Annotated in this window: 14 protein-coding genes and 1 tRNA gene; 6 read left to right on the top strand and 9 right to left on the bottom strand. The window is 64.8% G+C overall.

Annotated elements, in window-relative coordinates; translation table 11 throughout:
• Positions 1–173 precede the first annotated feature (173 nt).
• Positions 174–947, bottom strand: a complete 774-nt coding sequence (locus NOF53_RS17390) for an alpha/beta hydrolase family protein (protein ID WP_255970944.1) — start codon at positions 945–947, stop codon at positions 174–176.
• A 238-nt stretch (positions 948–1,185) separates the two neighbouring features.
• On the opposite strand from NOF53_RS17390, the gene NOF53_RS17385 reads away from it, so the two are divergent.
• The 3 genes from NOF53_RS17385 to NOF53_RS17375 all read left to right on the top strand — a co-directional run bounded on the left by NOF53_RS17385 (position 1,186) and on the right by NOF53_RS17375 (position 7,304).
• On the top strand, positions 1,186–4,056 hold the full coding sequence (locus NOF53_RS17385; RefSeq protein ID WP_255970942.1) for a TIR domain-containing protein: 2,871 nt from the start codon (positions 1,186–1,188) through the stop codon (positions 4,054–4,056).
• Positions 4,057–4,096: 40 nt separating this feature from the next.
• Positions 4,097–4,624 (top strand): RipA family octameric membrane protein, encoded by a 528-nt coding sequence (locus tag NOF53_RS17380; RefSeq protein WP_255970940.1) that lies wholly within the window; start codon positions 4,097–4,099, stop codon positions 4,622–4,624.
• 76 nt (positions 4,625–4,700) lie between these two features.
• The gene (locus NOF53_RS17375) at positions 4,701–7,304 is read left to right on the top strand and encodes a helix-turn-helix transcriptional regulator (RefSeq protein WP_255970938.1); all 2,604 of its coding nucleotides are present in this window, start codon (positions 4,701–4,703) and stop codon (positions 7,302–7,304) included.
• On the opposite strand, the gene NOF53_RS17370 is transcribed toward NOF53_RS17375, so the two are convergent.
• The 6 genes from NOF53_RS17370 to NOF53_RS17345 form a co-directional block, all read right to left on the bottom strand.
• Positions 7,301–9,868, bottom strand: a complete 2,568-nt coding sequence (locus tag NOF53_RS17370) for a LuxR C-terminal-related transcriptional regulator (RefSeq protein WP_255970936.1) — start codon at positions 9,866–9,868, stop codon at positions 7,301–7,303. The genes NOF53_RS17375 and NOF53_RS17370 overlap by 4 nt on opposite strands.
• Before the next feature lie 78 nt (positions 9,869–9,946).
• Complete coding sequence (locus tag NOF53_RS17365; protein ID WP_255970934.1) at positions 9,947–13,066, bottom strand: DUF4185 domain-containing protein; 3,120 nt, start codon at positions 13,064–13,066, stop codon at positions 9,947–9,949.
• Positions 13,067–13,230: 164 nt separating this feature from the next.
• Positions 13,231–15,264: a DNA/RNA non-specific endonuclease gene (locus NOF53_RS17360; RefSeq protein ID WP_255970932.1), complete on the bottom strand. Its 2,034-nt coding sequence runs from the start codon at positions 15,262–15,264 to the stop codon at positions 13,231–13,233.
• Between the two features lie 75 nt (positions 15,265–15,339).
• Complete coding sequence (locus NOF53_RS17355; RefSeq protein ID WP_255970930.1) at positions 15,340–18,309, bottom strand: CHAT domain-containing protein; 2,970 nt, start codon at positions 18,307–18,309, stop codon at positions 15,340–15,342.
• 12 nt (positions 18,310–18,321) lie between these two features.
• Positions 18,322–19,725, bottom strand: coding sequence for a lipase/acyltransferase domain-containing protein (locus NOF53_RS17350; RefSeq protein ID WP_255970928.1), 1,404 nt, complete (start codon positions 19,723–19,725; stop codon positions 18,322–18,324).
• Positions 19,726–19,808: 83 nt separating this feature from the next.
• Positions 19,809–22,439, bottom strand: a complete 2,631-nt coding sequence (locus tag NOF53_RS17345; protein ID WP_255970926.1) for a helix-turn-helix transcriptional regulator — start codon at positions 22,437–22,439, stop codon at positions 19,809–19,811.
• 197 nt (positions 22,440–22,636) lie between these two features.
• Between NOF53_RS17345 and NOF53_RS17340 the strand changes: the two genes are divergently transcribed.
• Positions 22,637–23,059, top strand: coding sequence for a hypothetical protein (locus NOF53_RS17340; RefSeq protein ID WP_255970924.1), 423 nt, complete (start codon positions 22,637–22,639; stop codon positions 23,057–23,059).
• A 13-nt stretch (positions 23,060–23,072) separates the two neighbouring features.
• On the opposite strand, the gene dcd is transcribed toward NOF53_RS17340, so the two are convergent.
• Both dcd and NOF53_RS17330 read right to left on the bottom strand, forming a co-directional pair.
• Positions 23,073–23,642: a dCTP deaminase gene (gene dcd / locus NOF53_RS17335; protein ID WP_255970922.1), complete on the bottom strand. Its 570-nt coding sequence runs from the start codon at positions 23,640–23,642 to the stop codon at positions 23,073–23,075.
• Between the two features lie 9 nt (positions 23,643–23,651).
• Entirely contained in the window at positions 23,652–24,299 is a 648-nt protein-coding gene (locus NOF53_RS17330; RefSeq protein WP_255970920.1) for a TetR/AcrR family transcriptional regulator, read from the bottom strand.
• A gap of 85 nt (positions 24,300–24,384) precedes the next feature.
• On the opposite strand from NOF53_RS17330, the gene NOF53_RS17325 reads away from it, so the two are divergent.
• Both NOF53_RS17325 and NOF53_RS17320 read left to right on the top strand, forming a co-directional pair.
• Positions 24,385–25,209 (top strand): oxygenase MpaB family protein, encoded by an 825-nt coding sequence (locus NOF53_RS17325; protein WP_255970918.1) that lies wholly within the window; start codon positions 24,385–24,387, stop codon positions 25,207–25,209.
• A 94-nt stretch (positions 25,210–25,303) separates the two neighbouring features.
• Positions 25,304–25,377, top strand: a tRNA-Gly gene (locus NOF53_RS17320).
• The last annotated feature ends 254 nt before the right edge of the window (positions 25,378–25,631 follow it).

Below are 25,631 nucleotides of genomic sequence, written 5' to 3'. Positions count from 1 at the left end.
AAGGAAGGCCCAATGTCTACCGCACTCGAAGAATCACGTCGCCACGCCATTGAATTGACCAACGAGAAATTTCAGGCGATCAAAGATTTCTTCACCAACATCTTCCGCCTCGACACCTCGAAGTAGCGTGACCGGCCGCCGAGAGACCTACCACTCCGCAGGGCTCTCGGCGCTCACGGCCGGTCGGTGAAGAACGCCACGATGTCGCCGACCCGGAAGTGGTCGGCCGACACGTGTTCGCCGCTCACGACGATCAACTCTGTTGTCATCGACGCGGCGCGCAGTCGCCGCACCCACGGACCGGTCACCTCGGCGATATTCGCTACCACGTCGTCCGGCGATGCGTACACGCGGACGGGCACGCCCGCATAGGCGTCCGGCTCGTGGCGGACGGCATCCCATGCATTAGTCTTCGACTCCAGGTCGTGCCCGTCTGCGGAGAGCCGATACGCCGCCGCGAGGGTGTCGCGGCCGTGCTCGCCCCGTTCCCACACCGCTCGCATCGACAACGACGGAGCGATCAATACCGCTGCATTCCACTGCACTTCACCCAAGCGGACTGCGTTGGCAGCGGTGGTGGCACCCATCGATTCGCCGATCAGGAACCGGCGCGTTACCGGCCACCGGCACGACACCCAGTCGTGGACGGAACCCAACGCGTCCTGGGCATCTCGATTCCCCCACAGGTCACCATGTAAGTAGGGGCTGACGACGAGAAACCCTGCGTCCAGCAGACCGTCGCGCACGTCGGCCCGTTCGTCGATCGCAGATTCATCTGCCGTGCGTCCGTGCAGGTAATAGACCGCTGCGGACGGTGTTCCTCCCTGCGGCACCAGCACGAGCGCGGGGTCACCCGATGCCGGGATGGTTACCGCGTACTCGTCGTACCGCGTGAGGTGGGCCGTGCGCCGCTCGAGCGGTGCGGCGGCTTCCTCACGAACTGTCACGGTGTCACGGTAACAACTAAGGACCTCGTCCTGCTGGTCACGATATGGGGACGGCCACAATCGCGGAGCACCGGGTGCGGTTCCTCCCGGGTCGATTCGAAGTTCACCGGCACATGGCCCACGCTTGCTGCGAAAAGCTGAGTAGTGGACTACTCGCGATATCCGTGCCCACATGCGCCAGGCTCAGATTATCCCGTTGACGGAACTCGGCACCGGCCGGAGAGCGGAGAGATAACCCATGTGTGCTCAGGCCGCGCACGCTCCACAGAAGCAGCAGGCTCGCGGGCAAGAAGAGCGGTTCGAGTACGACGCCTTCATTTCCTACGCCCACGATGATCGGCCGGTCGCCGCCGGCATCCAGAAGGGTCTGCACCGCATCGGCCGTCGAATGGGCCAGCTGCATGCGTTGCGGGTATTTCGCGATGCCACTGATCTGATCGCCAGTCCCGACCTGTGGGGCCGGGTCACCGAGGCGATGGGCCGCGCCCGGTACCTGATCGTGGTGCTGTCGCCCGATTCGGTCGCGTCGGGCTGGGTGAACAAGGAGGTCACCCACTGGCTCGAGCGGCATGGACCGGACCGGCTCTTGTTCGTCGTTACCGGCGGGCATCTGACTTGGGACGAGGCATCTGGGCGGTTCGACCCGGACCGGTCCGATGTGGCCCTGCCGGTCCTGACCCAGCCGGGGATTCTCGCCGCTGAGCCCTTCTATGTCGACGTCACCGAGGACGCGCCGTGGGATCCCGCGTCACCAATCTTCCGGGAGAAAATCACCGATCTGGCCGCTCCCATCCACGGCAAGCCCAAGTACGAACTTGCCGGTGAGGATCTACGCGAACAACGACGCTTCCGGCGCCTACGGCGAGCCGCCATCACCGGCCTGGTCTTGTTGACTGTCCTCGCAGTCGTCGCGGCGACGATCGCATTCGTGCAACGGCAGGAGTCGATACGCCAGCGGAACCAGGCGATTGCCCTGCGGCTGGTATCGGAAGGCCAGTCCATGCTCGCCGGCGCCCGACCCGGCGGTGACGCACGCGCGCTGAAACAGATATTGGCCGCGCAGTCGATCGCCTCCGAACCAGAGCAGGCTGCCCTGCTCGACGCGGTACTCGCACGGAAGGAGCTGCTCGACATCGCCGAGACCACAGCAACGGACGTGAAGGACATTGCGCTCTCGCCGGACGAGCGGCGCATCGTCACCGGCGGTGCCGACGGCACCGTACGGCTGTGGGAAGCCGATACCGGCACGCCGATCGACCCGCCCATGACCGGAAACCAGGGCGAGGTGGTCATTGTGAGGTTCAGTCCGGACGGGCGGCGCATCGCGTCCGGCGGCGCCACCACGGTTCGGGTGTGGGACGCCGACACCGGGGCACCACTCGGCACACCGATGACCGTGGCCCTCGGTGAGGTGTCGAGCGTGGAGTTCAGTCCGGACGGAAGGCGGATCGTCATTGGCTCGAGTGAAATGACTTCGAGCGGTTTGGTCAATCACGGCTCAGTTCAGGTATGGAACGCGGACACCGGAGCACCTCTTGGTGCGCCCATGACCGAGCATGACGGGATGGTTTTGAGCGTGGCATTCGCTCCGGACGGGCGCCGCCTCGTTGTCGGTTCCGGCGGACCCGTCCATGGTGCCGTACAAGTGTGGGATGCAGACACCGGAGCACCCATCGGCTCACCCATGACCGAGCACGACGGCATGGTCGTGAGCGTGGCATTCGCCCCGGACGGCCAGCGCATCGCCTCCGGCGGCGGTGACGGCACCGTACGGCTGTGGGACGCCGACACCGGAGCACCCATTGGGGAGCCCATGACCGGACACGCGGGTGCAGTGGCGAGTGTGGCATTCGCCCCCGACGGGAGACGGATCGTCTCCGGCGGTGCCGACGGCATCGTCCGGCTGTGGGACGCCGACACCAGAGAACCGCTCGGGGAACCCCTTATCGGACACGAAAGTTGGGTCTTCTCTACAACCTTCAGCCCGGACGGCCAACGGGTCATCTCTGGCGGTGGCGACGAAGGCACGGTACGGGTGTGGGATATCGAAATCGGTTCGGCCGGCCAAGGCAGTGTTCTAAGCGTGGCGTTCGCCCCGGACGGGCGGCGTTTCGTTTCCGGGGGTTCTGACGGCACCCTGCAGCTGTGGGACCCGGATATCAGTGCGCCGATCGGCGAACTGATATCCGGACAAGGCGTGGTGACGAGCGTGGCGTTCGCCCCAGACGGACGGCGCATCGTCTCTGGCAGTTCCGCCCCAGCGTCAAACGGCACGGCTGCACAGTCAGGCACCGTGCAATTGTGGGACGCGGACACCCGCCAACCCATCGGCGAGCCGATGATCGGACACCAGAACTTTGTTTTCAGTGTGGCGTTCGCCCCGGATGGGCGGCGCATAGCCTCCGGCGGTATCGACGGCACCATCCGACTGTGGGACGCCGACACCCGTCAACCCATCGGCGAACCGATGACCGGACACCAGGATGCAGTGGTGAGCGTGGCGTTCGCGCCGGACGGGCGGCGCATAGCCTCCGGCGGCAACGACGGCACCATCCGACTGTGGGACGCCGACACCCGCCAACCCGTCGGCGAACCGATGACAGGACACCATGGTGAGGTCACGAGCGTGGCATTCGCCCCGGACGGGAAGCGGATCGCCTCCAGCGGTATCGACAGCACCATCCGGCTGTGGGATCCCGAAACTCGTCAACCGGTCGGCGAACCTCTGAACGGACAGGCGGGTCCGCTTGCGAGCGTGGCCTTCGCCCCGGACAGCCGCCTCATCGCCTACGCCGGTTACGACCGCTCGGTACGGCTGTGGGCCACGGACACGGGCATGCCGATCGGCCCGCCGATGAGCGGACATACGGACGTGGTGCGCAGTGTGGCATTCAGCCCGGACGGCGGGTCGGTTGTCTCCGGCGGTGTCGACGGCCAGATCTGGCAATGGGCCATCACACCGGCAGATTGGGCAGCCACCTTATGTACCAAGCTCACCATGAATTTGAGCCACCGGCAGTGGCGCGAATGGGTTTCCCCCGACATCGACTATGTCGAAGTCTGCCCCGGACTTCCGATTCCCGCCGACGACACCCCAACCGGGAAGTGAAGGCGCGCACAATCCGGCCGATGCCGGTAGGAGGTAGACGATGCAAGCCGACGATCACCGATCCGAGCTGTGCCACCGACTCTGGAACGACCCGCAAGACAAGACGGGACCTCATGGCCGCACCATCCCCTATGAGAGCGCGGTGCTCGATCAATACCGGATCTACGTGGAGATGGCCGACCGGGTCAGCGCCCGACGAGGCCTGACCAACTCGTTTTTCCTGAGCCTCAACACCGGCATCTTCGCCCTCGTGGCTGCCTTCGGAAGAATCCCACTTCCGGACAGGACGTGGTGGCTGGTGATCCCCCTGATCGCGGTGCTCGGTCAGTGTTTTGCCTGGTTCTATCTGGTTCGGAGTTACCGCCTCCTGAACAGCGCGAAATATCAGGTCGTCGGCGCCCTGGAGGAACGCCTCCCGGCCTCGCCGTTCTGGCGTGCCGAATGGTGGGCCTTGGGTGAGGGGAACGACCGGTCCCGGTACTGGCCCCTGTCGCATATCGAGCAGTGGATCCCGATCCTCTTCGGGCTTGCCTACATCTCCGCATTTCTCGCCATTACGTTCACGTGAGTGTGCTGCGTCGGATTCGGCGTCCACCGATGCGGCACGGTTCCGGACTGGAAACAAACCGACTAGGCTCGTTGGTATGCACCAGCCGTGGCCGGTGATCGAGCGGCGCGCAGAGGCACAAGCGATCGCCGAGGCCGTAGGCTGCGCCACCGGCCCCCGGGGAGTGATCGTCGACGGTGTCTCGGGCGCGGGAAAGACGACACTGGTGTCGGAATTCGTGAAGTCTTGTGATGGCCCAACCACCTGGCTCGCCGGCAACGCGACTACGAGTAGCACTCCGTTCGGGGCCTTCTCCGGCGTCATCTCCGACCCCGACCCCGACCCCTGGAATGCGGCAGTGACCTTGTCGACAATCTGCCGGACGGTCACAGATAAAAATAGGAACGGGACCGTTGTGGTGGATGATGCACACCTACTCGACCCGCTCTCGGCCGACATTCTGAACCAGATCGCCACCACTCACACCCTCTCGCTGGTAGTCGCGCTTCAGACGGGAGTGCCGGTCCCCGAGGCAATTTCGGCACTCTGGAAGGACCGCGGATTCTCCCGAGTCACCCTCGGCTGCTTCGGCCGTGACGAGATTGATACCGTCCTGATCGCCGCACTCGGGGGCCCTGTGGACAGCAAGACTTCGGCGCGGATCGCGGCGGCATCGCAGGGAAATCCTCGTTTTCTTCGTCACCTGGTGGAGGGTTCGTTGGCCGACGACCGGCTGATCTGCTGCAACAGCATCTGGCAACTGCGCGGCGAGCCCACCATCACCGATGAATGCGCACTGCATCTGCGTCACCGGTGTGCAGCAGCACCGGCGGCCGCCGAACGGGCTCTCGCGGTAGTAGCCTTCGGTGAACCTCTCGACGTGGCAGTTCTCGAGGCGCTGACCAGCACAGAGTCGATGCTGGCGGTCGAATGCACCGGATTGGTCCGTTTCTGCACAGAAGGCGGGATTGTTGTGGCGCGGCTGGCGCACCCCTTCCTCGGGGAGGTTGTGCGACAGCAGGTGGATGATGCGGAGGCACGCCGCATCCGTGGGGAACTCGCAACGCTACTCGGCGCGGACGCCGGGGAGCCGCTCACGCGCATTCGGGCTGCTGCACTCTCCATCGGCACCGACCATCATCGAAGTCCGCAGTCGCTCACCGCGGCTGCCGCGGATGCGACTGCGCTCTGCTCCTTCGCCACCGCAGAAGAACTCGCGCTTGCGGCGTCGGCCGAGGGCGCCGGCTTCCGGGCTCAGCTCCTTCGCGCAGGCGCACTGGCGTGGACGGACCGAGGCGGCGAGGCCGAACAAGTCCTGACCTCACTCGATCCGGTGAACAGGCCGGAATCCGACTACACCCGGTGGGCAGTGCTGAGGGCGGGAAACCTGTTCTGGAACCTCGACGCGCTCCCCAGCGCATACAGGATTTTGAGAACTGCCTACACACATGTCGCCGGTCCAGCAGGACGCCACTGTGTGGAGGCGGCGCGCGCGGCCATCGACGTCTCGGCCGGACGGGTAGTCGCAGCAACGGAGGCCGCGGCTCGGGTTCGCCACTCTCCGAACGCTTCCTCAGCCGCGAAAATGTGGGCGGCGAGCGCGAGCTGCATGGGTCTCGCGATGATGGGACACGGAGATGAGGCGGCCCTCCTGGCCGATGAATCGCTCCCCCTCACTCAACCCGACACAGCTGTGCTGCGGTTCTCCATCGGCCACGGTCATATCACGGCGCTCATCTACACAGGTCGATTCGCAGAGGCACAACTGGCTGCCGACCGCTACCTCGAGCTGGCGCGACACCACGATGCCGCATGGTTCGGCATCAGCTCGCTGGTCGGGAAACTCGACTTGGCCAGGGGACGAATCGGTGACGCACACAAGAGATTGACGGAAGCCGCAGCGGTCCTCGACACATCCAGTCCCGAACGGCGGGTCGTCACCAACCTTCTCCTGACCCGGGTCCTCACTGTCTCGGGACAGACCCGGGAGGCGGTTGGCGCGCTCGAGCAGGCAGAGGCGTCCTTGGGCGAACACCGACATCTCTACCGATCCGACGTTGCGATTTCGCGAGCCTGGATCTCCGCCGCTTCCGGTAACCTCGGCCGCGCGATCGGGTTGGCACGTCGTGCTGCCGCCGACGCAGAGGAGGCGGGTCTTCTCGCCGTTGCCGCGGAGGCAGCGCATACGGCCGTCCGGTTCGGGGACAGCGCTTCGGCCGTTCAGCTGCACGCCCTCTCGATTGCCGTCGACGGGCTGCTGATCGGCCCGATGGTGGATCATGCGTCCGCACTCGCCGACTCCGACGGTGATGGATTGGTCGCTGCTGCTATGAAATTCGAATCCCTGGGTGCCTCTCTTCTGGCTGCGGACGCGTACGCCCACGCTACGGGGGCATACCGTCATGCCGGTAATCGCCGCGACGAACTCCGCTCCTCCACGCGGGCATATGCACTGGCGCAGAAGTGTGACGACGCCTGGACCCCCGCAATATTCACATCGGCTGCCCCGCTACCGCTGACACCCCGCGAAAGGGCCGTGGCTGCACTTGCAGCCGGCGAGCTCACGAACAAGGAGATCGCTCAACGACTGGGTGTATCGGCACGCACAGTCGAAGGACACGTTTACCACGTGCTGATGAAACTCGATGTGCGTGATCGTGACGAGATGGCCGAGACCGTCGCGATGGGGACCTGCCGCTAGGAGTCGGGACCGATCATGAGTCTGCTCACCAGCGATTTCCGATTGTCGACGCCGAGTTTCGTGGACATCCGATACACGTGACCTTCGACGGTGCGTACCGACAACGTCAATCGTTGAGCGATCTCCCGGTTGGTCATACCGATCACGACGAGCGAGGCGATGCCGACTTCACGAGGTGTCAGCCACGAAGGACTATCGAGTGCACGTAACGCGGGTGTCTTCGCACCGGGGCACAGGCCGGCGAGCCTACGGGCTGCTGCCGCCGACAGCTGCCGACTGGCATCGTCACCATGCCGCCGATGCACGATTGCAGCCTGCGCGGCCGCATCAGCTGCAAGCAGGCATGCGCGCATCCTTTCGAACTCCGCTGCGACGCGGTCCAATCCGTGACCGTCCCGCACACCGAAGCTGTGCGCCTGAGCGGCAGCCACGCGCACCAAGGGACCATCCACCGAATGGGTCAGTGCCCGCAGTCGGCCCGTGGCAGATCGGTCTCCGAATCGGACCGAGGTGTGCAAGGCCACTGTCTCGACACCGAACATCGACCCGGCGTGAGCCAGTCTTGCAGCCTTGCGTGCGGCCGCGATTGCCTCACGATGCTCGCCTCGCGCCGCCAGCACCCAGGCGCGTGCGAGCAACAGATCGGGTTCGAACGACGCCATGTGGGCACCGAACGACGACTCCGCAGCAGCCAGTGCTTCGGTGGCATCATCGGTCCGCTCCTGCATGCCCAGAGCTTGGCACAGTCCGATTACGCTCGCGGTCAGCCAGATCGGGGGTCCCCCGCCCATCGCCGCGGCCCGACCGCGCCGGAACTGATCCTCTGCGTCGGCCGCACGACCCACTGCGAGGTGAGCAAGACCGCGAATGTACATGTCGACCACCCAGTTCGATCTGCCCTGGCGGGTCGGCACGTAGCGTTCGAGCACCGAATCGAGGGTGTCGAGCTGTCCCGATACTGTGGCGGCGAACACCTCGGCAACGCCGATCTGCATGTGCCCGAGCATGAATCCCACCTCCTTCGCCGCCTCCGCACCGCGCGTGGTGACACCTCGGACCTGATCTGTGTGGCCTGCCCGCGCCAGCGCTGCGCCACCGGTTGATGCTGCCAGCGCCAAAGCCGACGGCGTACCTTCTCCGGGCCCGAAGAGGGCTCGAGTCAACTCGAGCGATCGCGGCACGTCATTGGCGAAGAAGTCGAAGGTCAACTCCACGGACGTGACGACGTCCCATCCGTGGCGGCTCGTCACGCGAGCACGCATGTCGGCCAGCTTCTCCCGCGCGGCGGCCTCCCGGTCGGCGAAGAACAAGGCCGTGGCACGCCACATCCCCCACGTGAGCGATTCGGCTTCGGACATCTCAACAGGATCGAAGGCCGCGAGCAGCGTGTTGGCATCATTCACCCTTCCTTGCCACGTCATCGCCCGCGCCGCGACCATCGCCGCTCTGATCTCACCTCCTCGGGACAGGGCCGCCTGGGCGAGACGCTCGGCGAGCGCATACTCACACAGGTCGAGCGCGGACTCGGCCGCCTCGACCGATCGGGCGACATCGATCTCGGCGTCACTGTCTAGCGCGAGAGTTGCCAGCCGCAATGTGTCGCCCGGCGACCTACCTGCGAGATGGGCGCGAACGATCCGTCCTCGCAGTATGCGGGCGGCCAGCACGCCCATCTGCTCGCGCAGCACCTCCCCCAGGATCGGATGGCTGAGTGTCGCGACGCAGCCCGGGCCCTGGGAGCGAAGCCGTAGATGTCCGCAGCAGTGTGCGGCAGCGACGGCGTCAGGCGACGTGGCGCGCTGGAGGACGTCGACGTCTATGCCCTCTTCCAGAGCCACCAGCCGGAGCACGTCGAGCACGTCGGGAGGCACGTTCCGCAACCGCGACCCGAGCAGCGATGCGAGCTCCGTGCTGACAACGGGCCGCGATCGCAACCTCCACACGCCGTCGGACCGCTCGAACAGGCCCGACTCCCATGACCCCTCGACGAGATGACGTAGGTAGAGCGGGTTTCCCTCCGACGCCTCCCACAACCATTGCGAGCCGACGTGATCCATGGGTCCGCCGAGAGCAGTTTCGATCACGCGCACCGCTTCGTCACGAGTGAACGCGTCGAGTTCGACTCGATGCAGGACGCCGTCGGCGAGAATCGCGGTGGTCGGGCGTGATCCACGGCCGCCGAGCGTCACCACGAGTCGAACACCTCCATCGTCGATCACGCATCGGAGCAGAGTGGTGGACAGCGGATCGAGCCGGTCCGCATCGTCGACGACGAGGGTTTTGGTGAATGCTCGGAGTGCGATCACAGCGCTCGTGAGTGCGGTGTCGGGATCCGGTGCCGCACCGATATTCACCACCGAAGCGAATGCACCCAGCGGGACGCCGCGTAACGAGTCCGTACCGACGACCCACACTGCCTCGCAGTCGCGTTCGCACACGATCTTCTGCGCCAAGGTGGTCTTTCCCACCCCCGCCGCACCGACGATGACAACACCGCGCGTCGAATCCCGCCCGAGGGCGCTCATCTCGGGCCCCCGCTGGATGGATGGCCACGTCAGGACCATGAAACACAGTCTAGGTGTGGCAGAAGCGCGGGGGAAGGAGGTGGTTGCCTCCCGATCCGCAGATCGGGAGGCAACCCGCTACCGGCCGTCGTGGGGGTTGACGCCCCCGTCGTCACGGAACCCGGGGCTCGACACGGGGATCTTGAACTGCAGCACCCTGTACGGCCATCCCTTGTCGGGGCCCTCCGTCTTCCACTGACTCACGAAGATATGGAACCCGCCGTCCAACTTCGATCCGGGGACGATCGACGGACCGTAGAGCTGGGCCACCGCGTCGTCTCCCTCCTGTCCCCAGCCGACCCCGCGCAAGGGCGTGCTCTTGTGCGCCTCGTAGAGGTTGTCGGTGATCTCGGAGAACACGCGCACGTCGATGTCGTAGCCGCCCGCGTCGGAGCTGTCGAACGTGACCAGTACCCACTTACCCTGAATTGCCCGCAGACACATTTCACCGAACTTGGCGGCTGAGTGCGCTCTCTCCAGCACAGGGGTCGGCTCGTTGCCCCAGCGCCAAGCGCCGTCCTTCCAACCCCACCCCTCGTACGCATTCCGGTCGGTGATCCTGTCCTCGCGCACACGCCTGAGGATCAGGGGTTTGTCGCGCTGGAAGCCGGTGGAGAACACGTAGACCCATCCGTCCCCGGGAGCATCCCACGTCCAGAGCTGGGCAAGTCCGCGGTGAATCCCCGCATCGAATTTCGCCCCGGTGTGCTGCCACGTGTGCCCGTCGTCGGTCGACTTCCAGATTTCGGTCCAGACGACGTTGCCGAGGCCCTTGTTGACCATGGCATGCAGGTACATCGTGTCGCCGATGGTGACAACGTCGGAGGGGAGAACGGTCGAGAAGAACGGATTGTCGTGTTGGTAGTCCCAGAGCTGTCGTGCATAGCGCGGATCGCCGCCGGCGGCCTCACTCCACACGATTCCCCCGTCGAGCTTCTTGGTGTCGGAGAACAGCGCTACCGGCGAACGCCAGTCACCGTCACCTACTCGGGGTCCACGGAAGGTGTCGCCGAATATTGCCAGTATTCGTCCCGACGGGGTGCGTGCCATCACGCCGAGATCGGTTGCCGCCATGCCGAACCTGTCGGTCAGCCCCGGACCCGTCACCTCCTTGATCTTCTTGGAGTGAAACACCTTGGGCCCGGCCTCGATCGGGACCGCCGGCCGGGGTGGTTCCGGCGCCGGCAACCGCCACCCGTTATGGATGACTTCGTTCCATTCACCCTCATAGACATTCCCGGTGACCGGCCATCCCCACAGCTGCTGCATTCGCGTCGCCACATCTTTGGTGGCCTTGTCGAAAATGCTCGTCCCGGGAATTCCGATGGTCTGCTGCCAGCGCTTCAGGCCGTCTTTCGAGGACTGCGGTTCGTTGCCGAAGGTGTTCGACCACGATTCGGTGGGCCCGTCCAGCGGCCCCCAGTAGTGACCGGGCGGGAGCGGAAAGCGATCGGGATCTTCGGGGAGTCCCGCGTATCGCTTCGCCGCGGTCAGCACGACGTCATAGGGAAAGGTGTCGGGGACGTCCCAGTGCGTCCCATCCTTGAAACCTTTGAGAACGCGCGAACCGTACGTGTAGTTGTTGTGGCTGCTCACTCCCTTGCGGTTGTGGCCCACCCCGCCGATGTCGACGCGCTCGATCGGAATGTCGTACTCCGTGGCGACCTTGGCGATGACGAATGCCACCATGTCGAGCATCTTCGTGTGGGCGAGCCACTGCTCGCGCGACTTGGGCCGTTCCTCGCGGTTCGGATTGGCGCCACTCCAGGTTTCAGTGCTTCCCGAAGTGCCCACCATCGCGATCTGGACGCTGACACGGTTGTCGCTGAGCACGCCCCAAGCAGTGTTCTTGGTGCTGACGGTGTTGATGATGTGGTGGTCGTCGATCAGGTAGTGGTAGCTGCCGTTCTGCGCTCCGGCCTGGTAGTTGGCAACATTCTCGGCGCGGGCCACCCAGTCCTGGTTCTCGGTGGTGTGCAGGTAGATACGCAGATATGCGCCGTGACCGGTGTCACACCCCGGGCCTCCGTACCACGCGATCGGGTACCCACTGGGCGACGTGACCGGCTGCGGTTGCGCTGGTTCGACGACCGGGGTCGGAACGTCTGCGGCGACGGCGTCCCACTGGCCGAATTGCCCTTTGAGGATACGGTTCCGGTCGATGCCGACGCCTCCCACCTTCTGCTTGTCGATCTCGAATTGATGCAGGTGCGCCGCGGGGTGTACGCGACCGTTGCTGCCCCAATTGTGCATCCAGAAATAGGTGCCGACGCCGTCGCGGAGCGCCCACTCGATGGTCGGGTAGTTGCAGTAGACACCCATCCTGGTCTTGCCGAGCCGTTCCTGCCACGCGAGCAGGTACGGGCGAACCAGCGTATTCCACTGTTCCTCGCTGGGCGACGCGTCCACCGACACATAGATTGCCGCCGTCTCGGGACCACCGGCCTCACGGTGAATCTGTATTCCCCGCTCGGCATCCCGTCGCCCCTGCTCCGCTCCACCGAGCCAGTCGGACTTACCGAATTGGAAATTGGAGACGACGACCATACCGCGTGCGCGCAGGGCGTCGGCCTCTTCCCTCCGCAGGGGTTTGCCGAGCATCCATCCCGCCCTCGGATCGGAGATGTAACGAATGGCACCGGCGAATCCGCCCGACTGGATCTGAGCAGCTGTGGGAACACCAGCGGAGAAGTCGACAAGGAGCTTGCCCATCAGCGAGGCGTGTCCGTTGTCCTTCGGTGCCTCACGCGGATCTTTGGCCTCCTTCAGCCATGTCGAGTTGGGATCCAGATCGGGTCCGCCGAAACGGCCCGGCGCACCGAATGTCTCGAAATGCAGATGAGGACCGCTCGAACCACCCTCCGAGCCGACCACGGCTATCTGCTCACCCGCGTGCACTGGATCGCCGAACTTCCACTGTTCCCCAGTGTGTGGGTTGATGAACGACGATGGCGGCGTGTGGCCGAACGTGAAGTCGAGCCCCCATTGATTCTGGGAATCGATCACCAGCCAGGAGCCGTAGCCCTGAGGGTCGTCGTCGATTCCCACATGGGCGATGGTGCCGTCTGTCGGTGCATAGATGGGCGTGCCGTTGTTCGCGGCGATATCCACGCCGCGATGGTCCGGCCGGTCCGGGGTTCGGTAGCCGCTGCTCACGCCGGTGTAGGTTCCGGGGGCCAACGGATGGTAGCGATTCATGATTTCCTCACCGGTGAGATGGAACTGCGGTCCGCGACAACGCCGGGGTGCTCCATGTCGGACCAATCACCCCACTGCGCTGAATAGTTCGATCCTCTCCCCTATCCCGTCGGTTCGTCGTGAGTAGTGGGGTACTCGATTCTCGAGCGGTATCGTTGTCGAATTCAGAGGATGAGGTCCTGGGGGCGGATCAATTCGCGCGGCAGAGTGGTGCCCTCGACCTGTTCGAGTGGATCGGCCGCGACGTAGGCGTCGAGGTCGAGCCCGGTCAACTGGGCGATCCTCCGCACCGGAACCTGAAACGTGCGATACGCGCCGTAGGAGAACGACTCCTCCCCTTCCGTGAACTCGTCGAGCAGTGCCGCCTGCGTGAGCAGGTAGCCGGTAACCGAGAGGCCGCCGTCTCGCTTGGCCATCGCCACGGTCTTCCAGAACTGACGCGGCAGCGCCACACCACGGTAGCGGGGATCGTCGGCGGCGAGCACCGGGCCCGTCAGAACGCTCACGGCAAGATCGGCGTTGTCGGCGTTCTTCAACACGTAATCTTCGAGTCCGAGCCACAGCGTCTTGCCCGCGTTGAAGTCGTGATGCTGCGGAGTGCAGTTCGTGAAGTGGAACGTGTCGTCATTTGCCGCCTTCGCATTCGGGCCCCAGGCGGGGTCCAGTCGGCGCACGAGGTGCCCTCGGTCGAGCGGGTTGTCCTCGTACACACGCTCACCGGTCTGTTGGCGTGCCGGGAGCCGAGGGTCGAGGATCCAGCGGTCACGGTCCCGCTTCGGATTCTGTGACTGCTTGCCGTCGATGTTCACAGCTGTGAACAGCGCAAGAGCCCGCTCGGTGTGCATGACTACGCTGAAGTGGTGATAGCGGAGCTCTTCGGACGCAACCGAAGCCACCTGCGGGCCGGTCACCGGCAAGGGTAGATGAACTCGCAGGAAGCCCGGGTCGTAACCACGGCGGTTGCTGTAGTCGGGGTCGATCGAAATTGCCTCGGAGTCAATCGGTTCACCGCCGACGGCCCTGCGAGGTTCGGCGGAACCGAGGCGGACAGTGATCTCCAGCGGAACGCGCACGGTGATTTCCTCCCTGGGCACCACGTCCTGCCGGAGCGATGAAGAGGCAGTCGACAATTCCTGCTCCGCGCTGACGATCTCGTCGACGAGAGCGCGCCAGTCACGCGGCATGTCCTGCTCGGCGACGAACTTCAGGATGCGGCTAATCCGTACCCCCTCGTTGAGGATCCCACCGAACTCGGTGTGCTGCGGTGCTCGTACGCTCGCGTGGTGGAGCGCAACCACCTCCCACTGGTCGTTGAACACCGGCGAGCCCGAGGAGCCCGGTTCGGTATCCGCCGAATAGTGCAGGAACCGTTCGGGAATATCGACGATGCGATTCTCCCGCAGAGCGATCTGCTTTTTGTCTCCGCGCGGATGCTGCACGATGGTCACGAACTCTCCGATGACGGCCTTGCCCTCCGCTGCGAACAGCCGGTTGAATCCGAACTGGGCGAGAACCGGCGCAGGTGCCCGAACCGCCACCAAGGCGAAGTCGCGCTCCCGATCGGCGAGGAAGAACCGGCCCGGATCCAACGGGAAGACCTGCACCGGAAGCGGGTTGCCGTCGATACCGTCCTGATAATCGAACTCGATTACGCTGCTGTGTGCTGTTTCGGCGCTCGGCAGCACATGGTGATTCGTCAGAAGCAAGGTCGGCGATACGAGAAAACCCGTGCCGTAGCCCTGCAGGTTCCCCCGGGAATCGCGGATGTTCACCCTTCCGATCGACCGTGCAGCCGCCACCCCGGCATCGAGATAGCGCACTCCCACGAAATCGGAGGTGTTGATGATTTTCTCCAGCACCTGATCGGCCGACGCGTCACTGTCCACCCACTCGCTCACCCGGTCGAGCGCCTCCTCCACGAGGACGCCCGACGCTGCGGTGGGGGTCGCCTGCGGTACATCCTCGCCTGTGTAATAGCGGGTGAGCCGATCCAGGCGTTTGGCGATTCGTTCGGGACTCTCGACGGCCGCGATTCCACCGGGACCGGCGAGCGCGTCCACATGCTCGCGTCTCTGCGAGGCCCTCTCCCGCGCGCGGCGCTCGGCCGCTTCGGCCTGCCGCTGTCTCTCGCTCGCGAATGTCGGTGCGGGTGAATCGAGTCGAACTCGACGGCTTCCCATGCTGTTGACGGTGGTCATCATTATTTCCTCGGGTAGTACTGGCCGGTTGCTACCAGCCTTGTCCCGTCCGGCATGGCAGTCATGAGTAGTCCGCTACTCGTATTTCGGCGTCACCGCGGAATCGCTGCGCTCGAATTGCTCGACACCGTTGCGGACCACCTTGCGGACGGCACCGCCCTCGGCCACAAGGGCGTCCAGGATCGGTACCGCCAATTCTGGGCGGATCGGCGTTTCGGCGAGTAGTTGCCCGAGTTCGAGCGCCTCCGACCCCAGCGCGCCGACGATGAGCCTGCGGCGGGCTCGATCCAGTGCAGCTTCCATGTCCAGCCGCTTCGCGGACTCACCACGCCCCGCCGGTAGCGGGACCGCCGTGTCCATCAGCAGCGCACGGACCTCGGAGGCCGTCAGATTCCGATCGGTGGCCCACACCAGCATGGCAGCGGCAGCCACGTACAGCGCGGCGAAGGTCGTCCCCTCCATTTCCGGTTGATCGACAATCTGTTCGCAGGTGGTCCCGGAGATGGTTCTCGGCGCGTAGATATCCGGCTTGCCTTCTCGGGAGAAGTACGGGGTCTCGTGGGTGAGGGAGCCGTCGTCCTCGACCGCACCGACCGCAAGTGCGTCGATGCTCCACGCAGGGAAGCTGGGTTCGTCCGAGTGATCACCCGAGGCGATCACCAGTCGACCCTCTCTGACCAGATCGGCGATGATCGTATTCTGGGCGTCGGTCGGCTCCGCGTTCCCGTAGTCGAGGACGATGATGTCGGCTCCAGCTCGCCCCGCCTCTTCCAACCACAGACAGACTTCGCGCTCCGACGGCGCGCCGTCCGTAAACGCCAACTCGTGCGAAAGCAGTTCGGCAAGAGCAGATTCATCGACTCCTGTTTCGCCGGCGACGACCCGTCCTGGTACTCCATGGTTGATGGCGCACTGGGTGAGCGCGACGGCGACCTCCTGACGGCGCCGGGCAGTGAACGGCCCCGCGACCGCCAGCTGCAATGGGTGCTTCACCGGAGTCGCGGGTGACAGTCGTTCCACGTCGGATTCGAGTTCGGTCGACATCCCGAAGAAGTCGCTGCCGATCGCCGCCGCCGTAGGAACCTTGCCGGGCGGAACCGCGACTTGCTTGACGAGGACCGGCAAATCGTCCGCATCGAACGAATTGCTCTGGCCAACCAGATCGGCCAGCTGTTCCCACAATTCGAGGTGGCGCAGTTCGCCGTACAGTTTCGACAGTTCCGTCTCGGAGAAGCGAGTGAGTGTCGGCAGATTGCGGCGGATCCACTGCCACACCTCGGGCCAGGAGAGTGCCTCGAGGCGGATCGTGCGCACTTCGGACGGTCGCAGCAACTGCGTCAGTTGATCGAGATCGCTCGTAGTGGCCACCGCCAACCGTGCGCGGCCGCGTCGTCCGGTGAGGGTGACGAGCGCGTTCAAGAGGTCAGATGCGCCGGCGGAATCCCCTGCGAGCAAGTCCGCATCGTCGATCACAATCGCAGCCGGCACGGCCCCGAGGTCCCCGATCAACCGTTCCCACCAGTCGTCGGCGCTGAACCTACCCGCCGGCACCGCCCGAAGACCTTTGCCGTCAATCAGTTCCTTGACGAGGCAGGCCAGTTCGCGGACCGGTTCGGGTTCCGCGAGCAGACGTTTGGCGCTGATGAAGAGTTGCGCGATATCCGGATCGAGTTCCTCGAGCACCCGGTCGAGAAGTGAGGTCTTCCCGGTGGCCGGCATGCCGACCACCTGAAGAAGCCGCGCCGAAGTGTTCCCGGACAACACGTCCACGGCCTCACGCAACTCGGTGAGCCGGGAGATGAAGCGCAGTTCACCCTGACGTACGCCCAGGTGGCGACTGACCTTGCGCGGTGCGGGCCTCGGCCGGGCCTTCGCGTCCGGGTCGATGACCGCACCGGGATCGCTTCCGCCGACGAACAGACAGGGCACGGCCCAGTTCAGCAGTGGATCACCGCTGTTCTCGTCGCCGTTGATCGCGAGACGCGCCAAACGCAGCGCCTCGGCGACGGATTGCCCGGCGGTAAGTCCCTGGTAGAAGAAGCGGGTGAACAGTCGCTCCGTCCCGAAGGGCAGCACGGCTTGCATGCCGATTACCATCGGACACGCATCCCGCACGCAGTAGTCTGCCGACGACAGCGGTCCCGGCCAGGTTTCGTCCGCCGCCGAGACACCCGGCGCGCGCGCCGTCTCACATCCCGCGAAAACAGCGAGTCGGAGATCCGGAAGCTGTTGTAGCAGGAGGGCGAATTCTTGGCTCCGCAGAAGCGTTCCACGACCGTTGCGGCGTTCCAGCTTGAGTCCGTGGGGATTGGCATGCCCGAGGTAGTGGAACAGATGAAAGCCGCGGCGTTGCATCCCCATACGAGTGCGCAGACGCTCGACCGAGGGGCGATCCTCCACCACCACACGCAACAGGCCTCGATCGACCAGCGGCTGCAACTCCGTCAGCAGACTGCGCTTTTCAGCATAGAGGTCGAACGGTGCCTCGGACTCGTCCGGGCCCGACCGAAGGGGGCTCGACATGACCAGCAACAGATTGAGTGGTGGATCGATCGGCGCTTGCCGGATCGGGTAGGTGCGCGATCGTCCCGACCGCACCACGTGGACGTCCCGCGCCATGGACAGGAACCGTTCCGGGCGCTGGGGATCCAGCAACAACTCCCACGGCCATGCGGCGATCCGGTTCGGCGCCGCGAGCACCCGAATGAGCAACTGGTTCCCCGCGGTCCCTGCCGTTCCCCGTGTCTGCTGCAGAAGCGTCACGATCTCCGGCACACCGAACACCAGGTCCGTCAGCACCTTCCCCACCTCGAGCGCTTCGGGGCCGGCGTCCGGGCGAGCGTGCCGGACGGCATCGGTGAGCCATTCACCTGGTTCGTCCACCGGCCTGCCGGTGACATCGCGGGGTAGCTTCCACTCGGGTAGGGGTCGTTTCACCGCGAATACCGAACCCTGCGGGGATCTCGCCGAGAGCCACATGTGGTCCCCGGCTTCGAGGACGCTGATTTCCAGCTCTTCGAAACTGCGCCTCGATAGCGGAATCATGCTTTCCAGCTCCTACATATCCGCTGTCCGTGCTACCTCGTCCAAGTCGACAACGCTCACCAGGTCCGTGACGGGGTGCACTCCCGGGGCACCGACCGTGATGCGGTAGTCCTGAGCTACGAGGTCCTCGACAGTCGCCTGCTGCCAACCGTCGGATGAAGTCGAGAGCCGATGTTCCCGGACCGGCCCGCCGACGGCCGGCTCGACGTGTGCGACGAGTTCGGCGCCAGGGTCGTCAGTTCGCGCGCGGATCACCAGTGGTTCGGCGGTCGTTACGTCGTCGACTTCGAGCGACACCGATTCGCTCACCGCAGGAAATACGTTCGGCGGGGTGATCACCGCAATGTTCAGTACCCCTCCGACGTGGTCGAGCACCGGGTCGTCGTTCTGCAGCGACGCATGTTTCTGGCTGAAGAAGGCGGCGTTCTTCCACCCTTTCATGAGTTCGGGTGGGGTCGCCGACAACTTCGGCACTGTGCCGTCGCCGCCGCTTTCGCCCGGCCCGCGCACGGGCAGCGATACGATTTTCCCGTCCACCAACCGGGCAGCCCAGTTCGTGCGCTGGAAGTCGCCGATGATGGGACGGATGTCGTAGCCCTCGTCCCTGTCTGCTTCGAGTCGCTCCTGCACCTGAGTGCGCAGCTGCCGGTGCAGCGTCACCGCGTCCTTCATGCGGGCGGCGTCGAGCCCGGTCCCCGCCCAGTCGTCCATCTTGTCGTCCAGGTTCGACCACGACGCATTCGGGCCTTCGAGACACCGATAGGACGGCAGCAGCTGATAGGCGGAGGTGAAGGAACCAATGAGGTTGCCGAGATCGACGGTGAACGGGCCCCATCCTTTGCGAAATCCGTTGACGAGGAACTCGAGCGCGTTGATCGACCCAGAATATGGCGTGCCGAATGTGATGAGTGTCCGGGTGTCCTTCCACCCCTCGAGCAATTCGAGGTAGAGGCGGGCAACGATGCCACCCATGGAGTGACACACGAGGATCAACTGTGCATCGGGATTGCCCGACTTCTCCCGCCAGCGCGTCAACCATCCGTGAGCTTGCCGCGCCAGCTTGCGGGCCGCCACCCGATTGTCACGCCGCCAGTCATACGGAAGCTCGAAGTAGTTTTCGCCCGGTACCACCCCGAACCGGCGCACCAGGTCAACGCGGAACTTGGTGTAGCCGTCGATCTTCCAATCCAAGCCCGGAAGTACATGGAAGTCCGGCATCACCCGGGTCGCTACCACGCCGTCGCCGAGATCGTCGACCTCTGGATCGTCCCCGTCGAGCTGCAACCGCTTGATGTTGTTGCCGAGCGAGAGCACTCCCCGCAGTGCAGCCCCCGGAGTCGACGCCCACACGTCCTTGCCGTCCCGCGCCAGAACGGATCCCGTGATCCCTGGTATCAACACAACGACGTCTTTCATGGCGGCCTCCACACCGAACACCGGCAACGGTCCGTTCCGACCCCAGTGTTCTCAGGTCTGCGAGGGAGCACACGAGTAGCCGACTACTCGTTTTTAGTTGGTCGTGTGGTGAGGTTCATCAACTGGGCGAGCTCGTTACGGTCCGCGACCCCAAGCTTGATGCACGCGCGGTAAATGTGTCCCTCGACGGTTCGGACCGACAGAAAGAGACGGTCGGCGATGTGCCGATTGGATAATCCTGCCGCGACCATCGATGCAATCTCACGTTCCCGAATCGTGAGCGGCAGTGGGTGTGCGGCCTCCGCGAGAGCAGGAGACAACATGTGGTCGCATTCGGCTGCCAGTGCTGCCGCCGTGGCGGCGCACTCGACCGAGAGTCGTTTGACGCCCGCGCGGAGGAAGGCGATCGCGGCCTGCGCATAGGCATCGGCGGCATCGGGAAGTGCACCGACCGTTCGAAATCTGTCCGCTGCCGCCGCCAACCCGGGTCCGTCGGCGGACGCTGACGCGGATGCTTGTGCTGCAGCGATTCGGACGAGTTCGCCGTCGCACTGTTCGGCGAGCGCCGCCAGTCGCGGAGCAGTGGAATGGTCACCGAATCGAGTAGCGAGGTGCAGTGCGGCCGCCTCGACACCGAACTGTCCCGCGGCTGCTGCTGATTCGGCGGCGGACCGTGCGAGGGCGATGGCCTGCGAAGTCTCACCCTGTGCTGCGGCGAGCCACGCGGCGGACAGTTCGAGTTGTGGGCCGAACACTGCCACGTGTCGGCCACTGCGGGCTCGCGCCTCCGAGATGACGCGCTGCCCCTCGTGGACGCGGCCGAGCACGGCGTACGTCTGCCCCAGAGCAATGTAGGCGGGGACGCTCCAGGACACTGCGTCGGCGGTGTCACCCACGTCGAGTGCTGCGATCGCCTGCTCGAGGCGCTGAGCCGCGGCGGTGAACCGTCCGCGGACGAGTTCGACCGTCCCGACCAGGACATTTGCCAATCCCCACGCCAGGTAGCGGCCACTCGACGCGAAGGCGAGATACTGTTCGGCTCGGCGCTGCGCCCTATCGAACTGCCCGGTCATGGTCAAAGCCAGAATCTCGCCATGCCCGGCGGGAAAGCGCAGCAATCCGTCGATCTGTTCGGCAACGGCCGCGCTCCGCGCCGCCAACGCGGGAACCTCGTCGCCGCGTCCCATCAACGCCAGTGCCAGTCCCCCGCCGAAGAACGCCCATTCGACCGCCCACGGCAGCTCCGAGGCGAGAACAGCGCACGCGGCGTCCACCGCGTCCTGCGGTCTGTTCTCGAAAACCGCACACACAGATCCGATTCCCTCGACCACCGGGAGAAGACTCGGTTGGGTGACGCGCTCGCGTAGCACTGCGAGTACGTCGTCCGCTTTCTCCGAATCGCCGAGTGCCCAGAAGAGGTTCGCGATACGTGAAGTCCCCCAGCGCACCAACTGCGCTTGAGTCAACGAGTCGGGGGGGAATGCGAGCAACAGTGCCTCGGCTTCGGCCGCGTGCCCCTGCCACAGCAATGCCCTGGCAAGGAGGTCGGCCGCTCCGAAATCGCCGGTTTCTTCGAACGCTGCACGTGCCAGACGTTCACCGAGCGGGACGTTGGCCAGCCCGATGGCATCCGCGGCTGCCGACGCCAGCAGTGCCGGGTCGACGGAGCGGTCGCTGTCGAGTGCAAGCTCGGCGAGACGTATCCGATGCGCCGCACCCGTCACGGCGCCATTACTGAGCTCTTGCACCAGCTTCCCCCGTAGCCGGCGTCCTGCCGCACGACCGACCCGTCGACGAATCACCTCGGCGAAGAGCGGATGGGTGTAGCGCACATCGAGATGGTGTCGTTCTTCGGCGATCCTGACCAGGCCCCGTCGTTCCGCCTCTTCCACTGCGTTCTCACCGGCGAGAGCACACAGAACATCGAGATCCAGCGGCTCGCAGAAGGTCAGCAGTTGAAGCGCTTGCAGCACCTCGGACGGGATCTTCTCGATCCTGGTTTCCAGCAGCGACGCGAGCTCGGAGGTGATCGCGGCGCGACCCCGCAGCTGCCAGACACCGCCGGACCGGCGGAGTGTCCCCGCTTCCAGCGCGCCCTCGACGAGATGCCGGACAAACAGGGCGTTGCCCCCCGACGCCTCCCAGATCATGTCGGCACTCAGCCCCTCGAGCGGGCCGTCCAACACGGACTCGACCAGTTCGATGCTCTGCTCCCGCGTGAACGGCATCAACTCCAGCCGGAGAAGATGCCCGTCCTTCCACAGGGACGTGATCGCGTCGGGCACGGTCTCACCGCTCCGGACGGTCGCGACGATATTGACCACCCGATCGAGGGCCAATTGGTGCAGGAATGTCGCCGAGAGCTGATCGAGCAGGTGGGCGTCGTCGACACCGATCACCATGTCCTGGTGGGTGTCGCCGTCGTGAATGAGGGCCTGCCGTGCCGTGGAAAGCAGCGTGACCGGATCCCGAGAGGTCGACGCGCCGACCAGGTGAGCAAAAACGCCGAGCGGGATGCTTCGGGCGGATTCCGTCCCGGCAACCCAGCGCACCTCGCCGGGCAGTGATTCGGTCGCGAACCGGGCGAGGGTGGTTTTCCCCACGCCAGGATCGCCGGTAAGGACCACCCCGCAACAATCGGACCGAGCCTTCAGCGACGCGGTGATGGCGTCGAACTCGGCGTGCCTTCGAATCAGGGGCCACCTCTGACTCATTCTCGAAGTCTAGTTTGTCGACGCCCTCGTTCTCAGCCCCTCCGCTGTAATTCATAACGAATGTACGGTCTCATTTCGACCTCGTTTGGCACCCATGCACCGAGAACAGGTAGTCCACTACCCATGATCGAAGTGGATACATTAGGCAGACTGGACCCAGATCCCGCGAAGGGACTTCTGAAGTGCAGGAGATGGTCATGAACACTCTGCCTGAGCGAATCTCCGGTGACACGGAGCGGCGAGCCGACCGCGCGGAGTACCGTGAAACATGTTCGGCTACATGGATACTCGACGAGTCGATACGATTGGGCGACAACGACGCACGATTGATCGCCGTCCGGGACGCGTACACCGATATGAGTTACCTCGCGCTGCTCGTCGGCAACGTGACGGGCAGTGCCCCCGTCACCGTGCGAGCAGTTGACGAGGAGGCTCTGCTCATCGAGGGCAGCCGCACCGTGTTTCCGGAGATTTTGATCGGCGTTACCGAGTCACCGAGTGCCTCCGGCATCGGCCGTCGGAATCTCGGACGGCGGGCGGCCGTCGAGGGGTCACTCCGATCGACAATCGACTCGATCGGAGTGCACTCGGTGATCGCCGCATGGAATGCGCGGGCGTGAGGGCCGCGCGCACTCAGTCCTGCGCGAAGTTCAGGTACGCCTTGGACGGGGTCGGCCCCCGCTGCCCCTGATACTTTGAGCCGGCAGCAGAGCTGCCGTATGGGTGCTCCGCCGCGCTCGACAACCGGAGTAGGCACAGCTGCCCGATCTTCATTCCCGGCCAGAGCGTGATGGGCAGGTTCGCCACGTTGGAGAGCTCCAAGGTGATGTGGCCGTTGAACCCGGGGTCGATGAACCCGGCGGTCGAATGGGTGAGCAGCCCCAGGCGCCCGAGTGACGACTTGCCCTCGAGTCGCCCAGCCAGGTCGTCGGGAAGCGAACACACCTCGAGCGTGGAGCCGAGAACGAACTCGCCGGGATGCAGAACGAAAGGTTCCCCCTCGGCCGGTTCGACCAGCGTCGTCAACTCGTCCTGCCGCTCAGCGGGGTCGATATGGGTGTAGCGGGTGTTGTTGAACACCCGGAACAAGCTGTCGAGGCGTACGTCCACGCTCGAGGGCTGAACCATCGAGGGATCGAACGGGTCGATGCCCAGACGTCCAGCGGAAACTTCGGCACGGAGATCGCGATCGGAGAGGAGCACAGGTAGAGGTTAACGGGTGTGGATTGCCATCGAGAGCAGCAGATCCGTGCAGGTGTCCACGACGTCTTCCTCGGGCAGCGACACGGTGCCGTTCAACCACGCCGTCAACGTCTGTGCCAGGCCACCGACCATGAAGTGCGCGGCGAGGTCGAGGCGCGGACTCTCCGCCACCTCGTAGAACCCGACGGTCTGCTTGGTCACCAGGCTGGCGAACAGCCGCGAACTGTCGAGCCTTCGCTGCGCCAGCACCTCACTGGACTGTGCCACGGAGAACATGAGACGGCCGTGTCGCGGATCTTCGGCAACTTCACGGACGATGTTGCGTACGCCCGCTTCGACGATCTCGCGCTCGCCGGGCCCCGCTGTCGACACGGCCTCCAATGTGCTGGTGGCGATGCGTTGCACGACGTGGTCGTACACGGCCACGATCAGCGCGTCGCGGTCGGGAAAGTTCTCATAGAAATAGCGAGTGGCCAGTCCGGCCCGCTTACAGACGCCACGCACCGACAGCGTGTGGTCGCCGTCATCGCCGCCGAGCAGGTCGAGCCCGGCCTCGATCAGCTGCGCGCGACGTTCGGCGCGGCGAGCATCACCCTCCTGGCCGCCATACATGCGCCCACCTGTGGAACCTGACGGTGCCGTAACCATGGCGACCATCTTTCCACCGAACTCTGGACGCGGAACATATATGTGAGTACGGTCGTATTCAGATAGCAGAATCAGTGGTGGGAAGAGGAGCAGAATGTCGACGTCACTCGAGGCACCGGACCATCTCGACCAGGCCATGGACGGTGCCGGACTACTGGCGGGCGCCGCCAACATCATCATGCAGCTCGCCCATCCCGGGGTCGGGTACGGCGTATACGAGAGCAAGGTCGAGAGCGGCCAGCTGTTCAGGCATCCGATCAAGCGGACCCGCACCACGCTGACCTACCTCGTGGTGGCAGCCCGCGGCACCGACGAGGAGAAAGCAGCCTTCCGCACGGGCGTCAACCGCGCCCACGCGAAGGTGCGCTCCACACCCGACAGCCCCGTGCAATACAACGCGTTCGACCCCGAACTGCAGCTGTGGGTGGCCGCCTGCATCTACCGGGGGTTCGAGGACGTCAACCGCGCCCTGCACGGCGACCTCTCCCCAGCAGCCGCCGAGTTCTTCTACAAGGAAGGTGCCACGTTCGGCACCACCCTCCAGGTACCCCCGGAGATGTGGCCCGAAGACCGCATCGCATTCGAGGAGTACTGGAACCGCTCGCTGGCCAACGTGTCGATCGACGACACCATCCGCGAACACGTCCTCTCCATCGCCCGGCTCGAATTCCTCCCCACAATCGTCTCGCGTCTGTTCGGCCCCATGAACCTGTTCTTCACCAGAGGCTTCCTCCCCCAACACTTCCGCGACGAGATGCAGCTGGCGTGGAGCGAAAAAGACCAGCGGCGCTTCGACCGCGTCATGCACACCATCGGCGCCATCAGCCGGCGCTTCCCCGACGCCATCCGCGAACTCCCCTACAACCTCCTCATGCGCGACCTGCGGTGGCGAATCAAGTCCGGCCGGCCACTCATCTGAGCATCGGCGTGCGCCTCCAGGCGAACCCAACACATCTGCTAATGTTTGCCCCGCAGGGTGTTGGGCCTGCCCAAGGGCGCCCAATATCATGCGCGCCGATGTAGTTCAATGGCAGAACATCAGCTTCCCAAGCTGAATACGCGGGTTCGATTCCCGTCATCGGCTCCACCATTACCGCAGGTAGAGCGGTTTTCTGGTCCGGACACTGTAGCCACTGAGTGTAGCCACGCCGCCGACACGCCGCGAGCGACGCCACGTCACCTAGCCATTCGCGATCCGGCCCGTGCGATGATCTTGGAACCAAATCCAGAGACTCGATGCACCGGCCAGCCGCCTGAGCGCCTTTCTCTCCGACCCGCGGTGACCGGACGCTTACTCGCGCGCTACAGCGCGAAGCAGATGGACGATCTGGCGTCATCCCG

It is taken from the genome of Rhodococcus tibetensis (assembly GCF_024438035.1).
In the GTDB taxonomy this organism is placed as follows: domain Bacteria; phylum Actinomycetota; class Actinomycetes; order Mycobacteriales; family Mycobacteriaceae; genus Rhodococcus_F; species Rhodococcus_F tibetensis.
The sequence above is the reverse complement of the archived record's forward strand: the minus strand, read 5'-3'. Positions and strand labels throughout refer to the sequence as shown.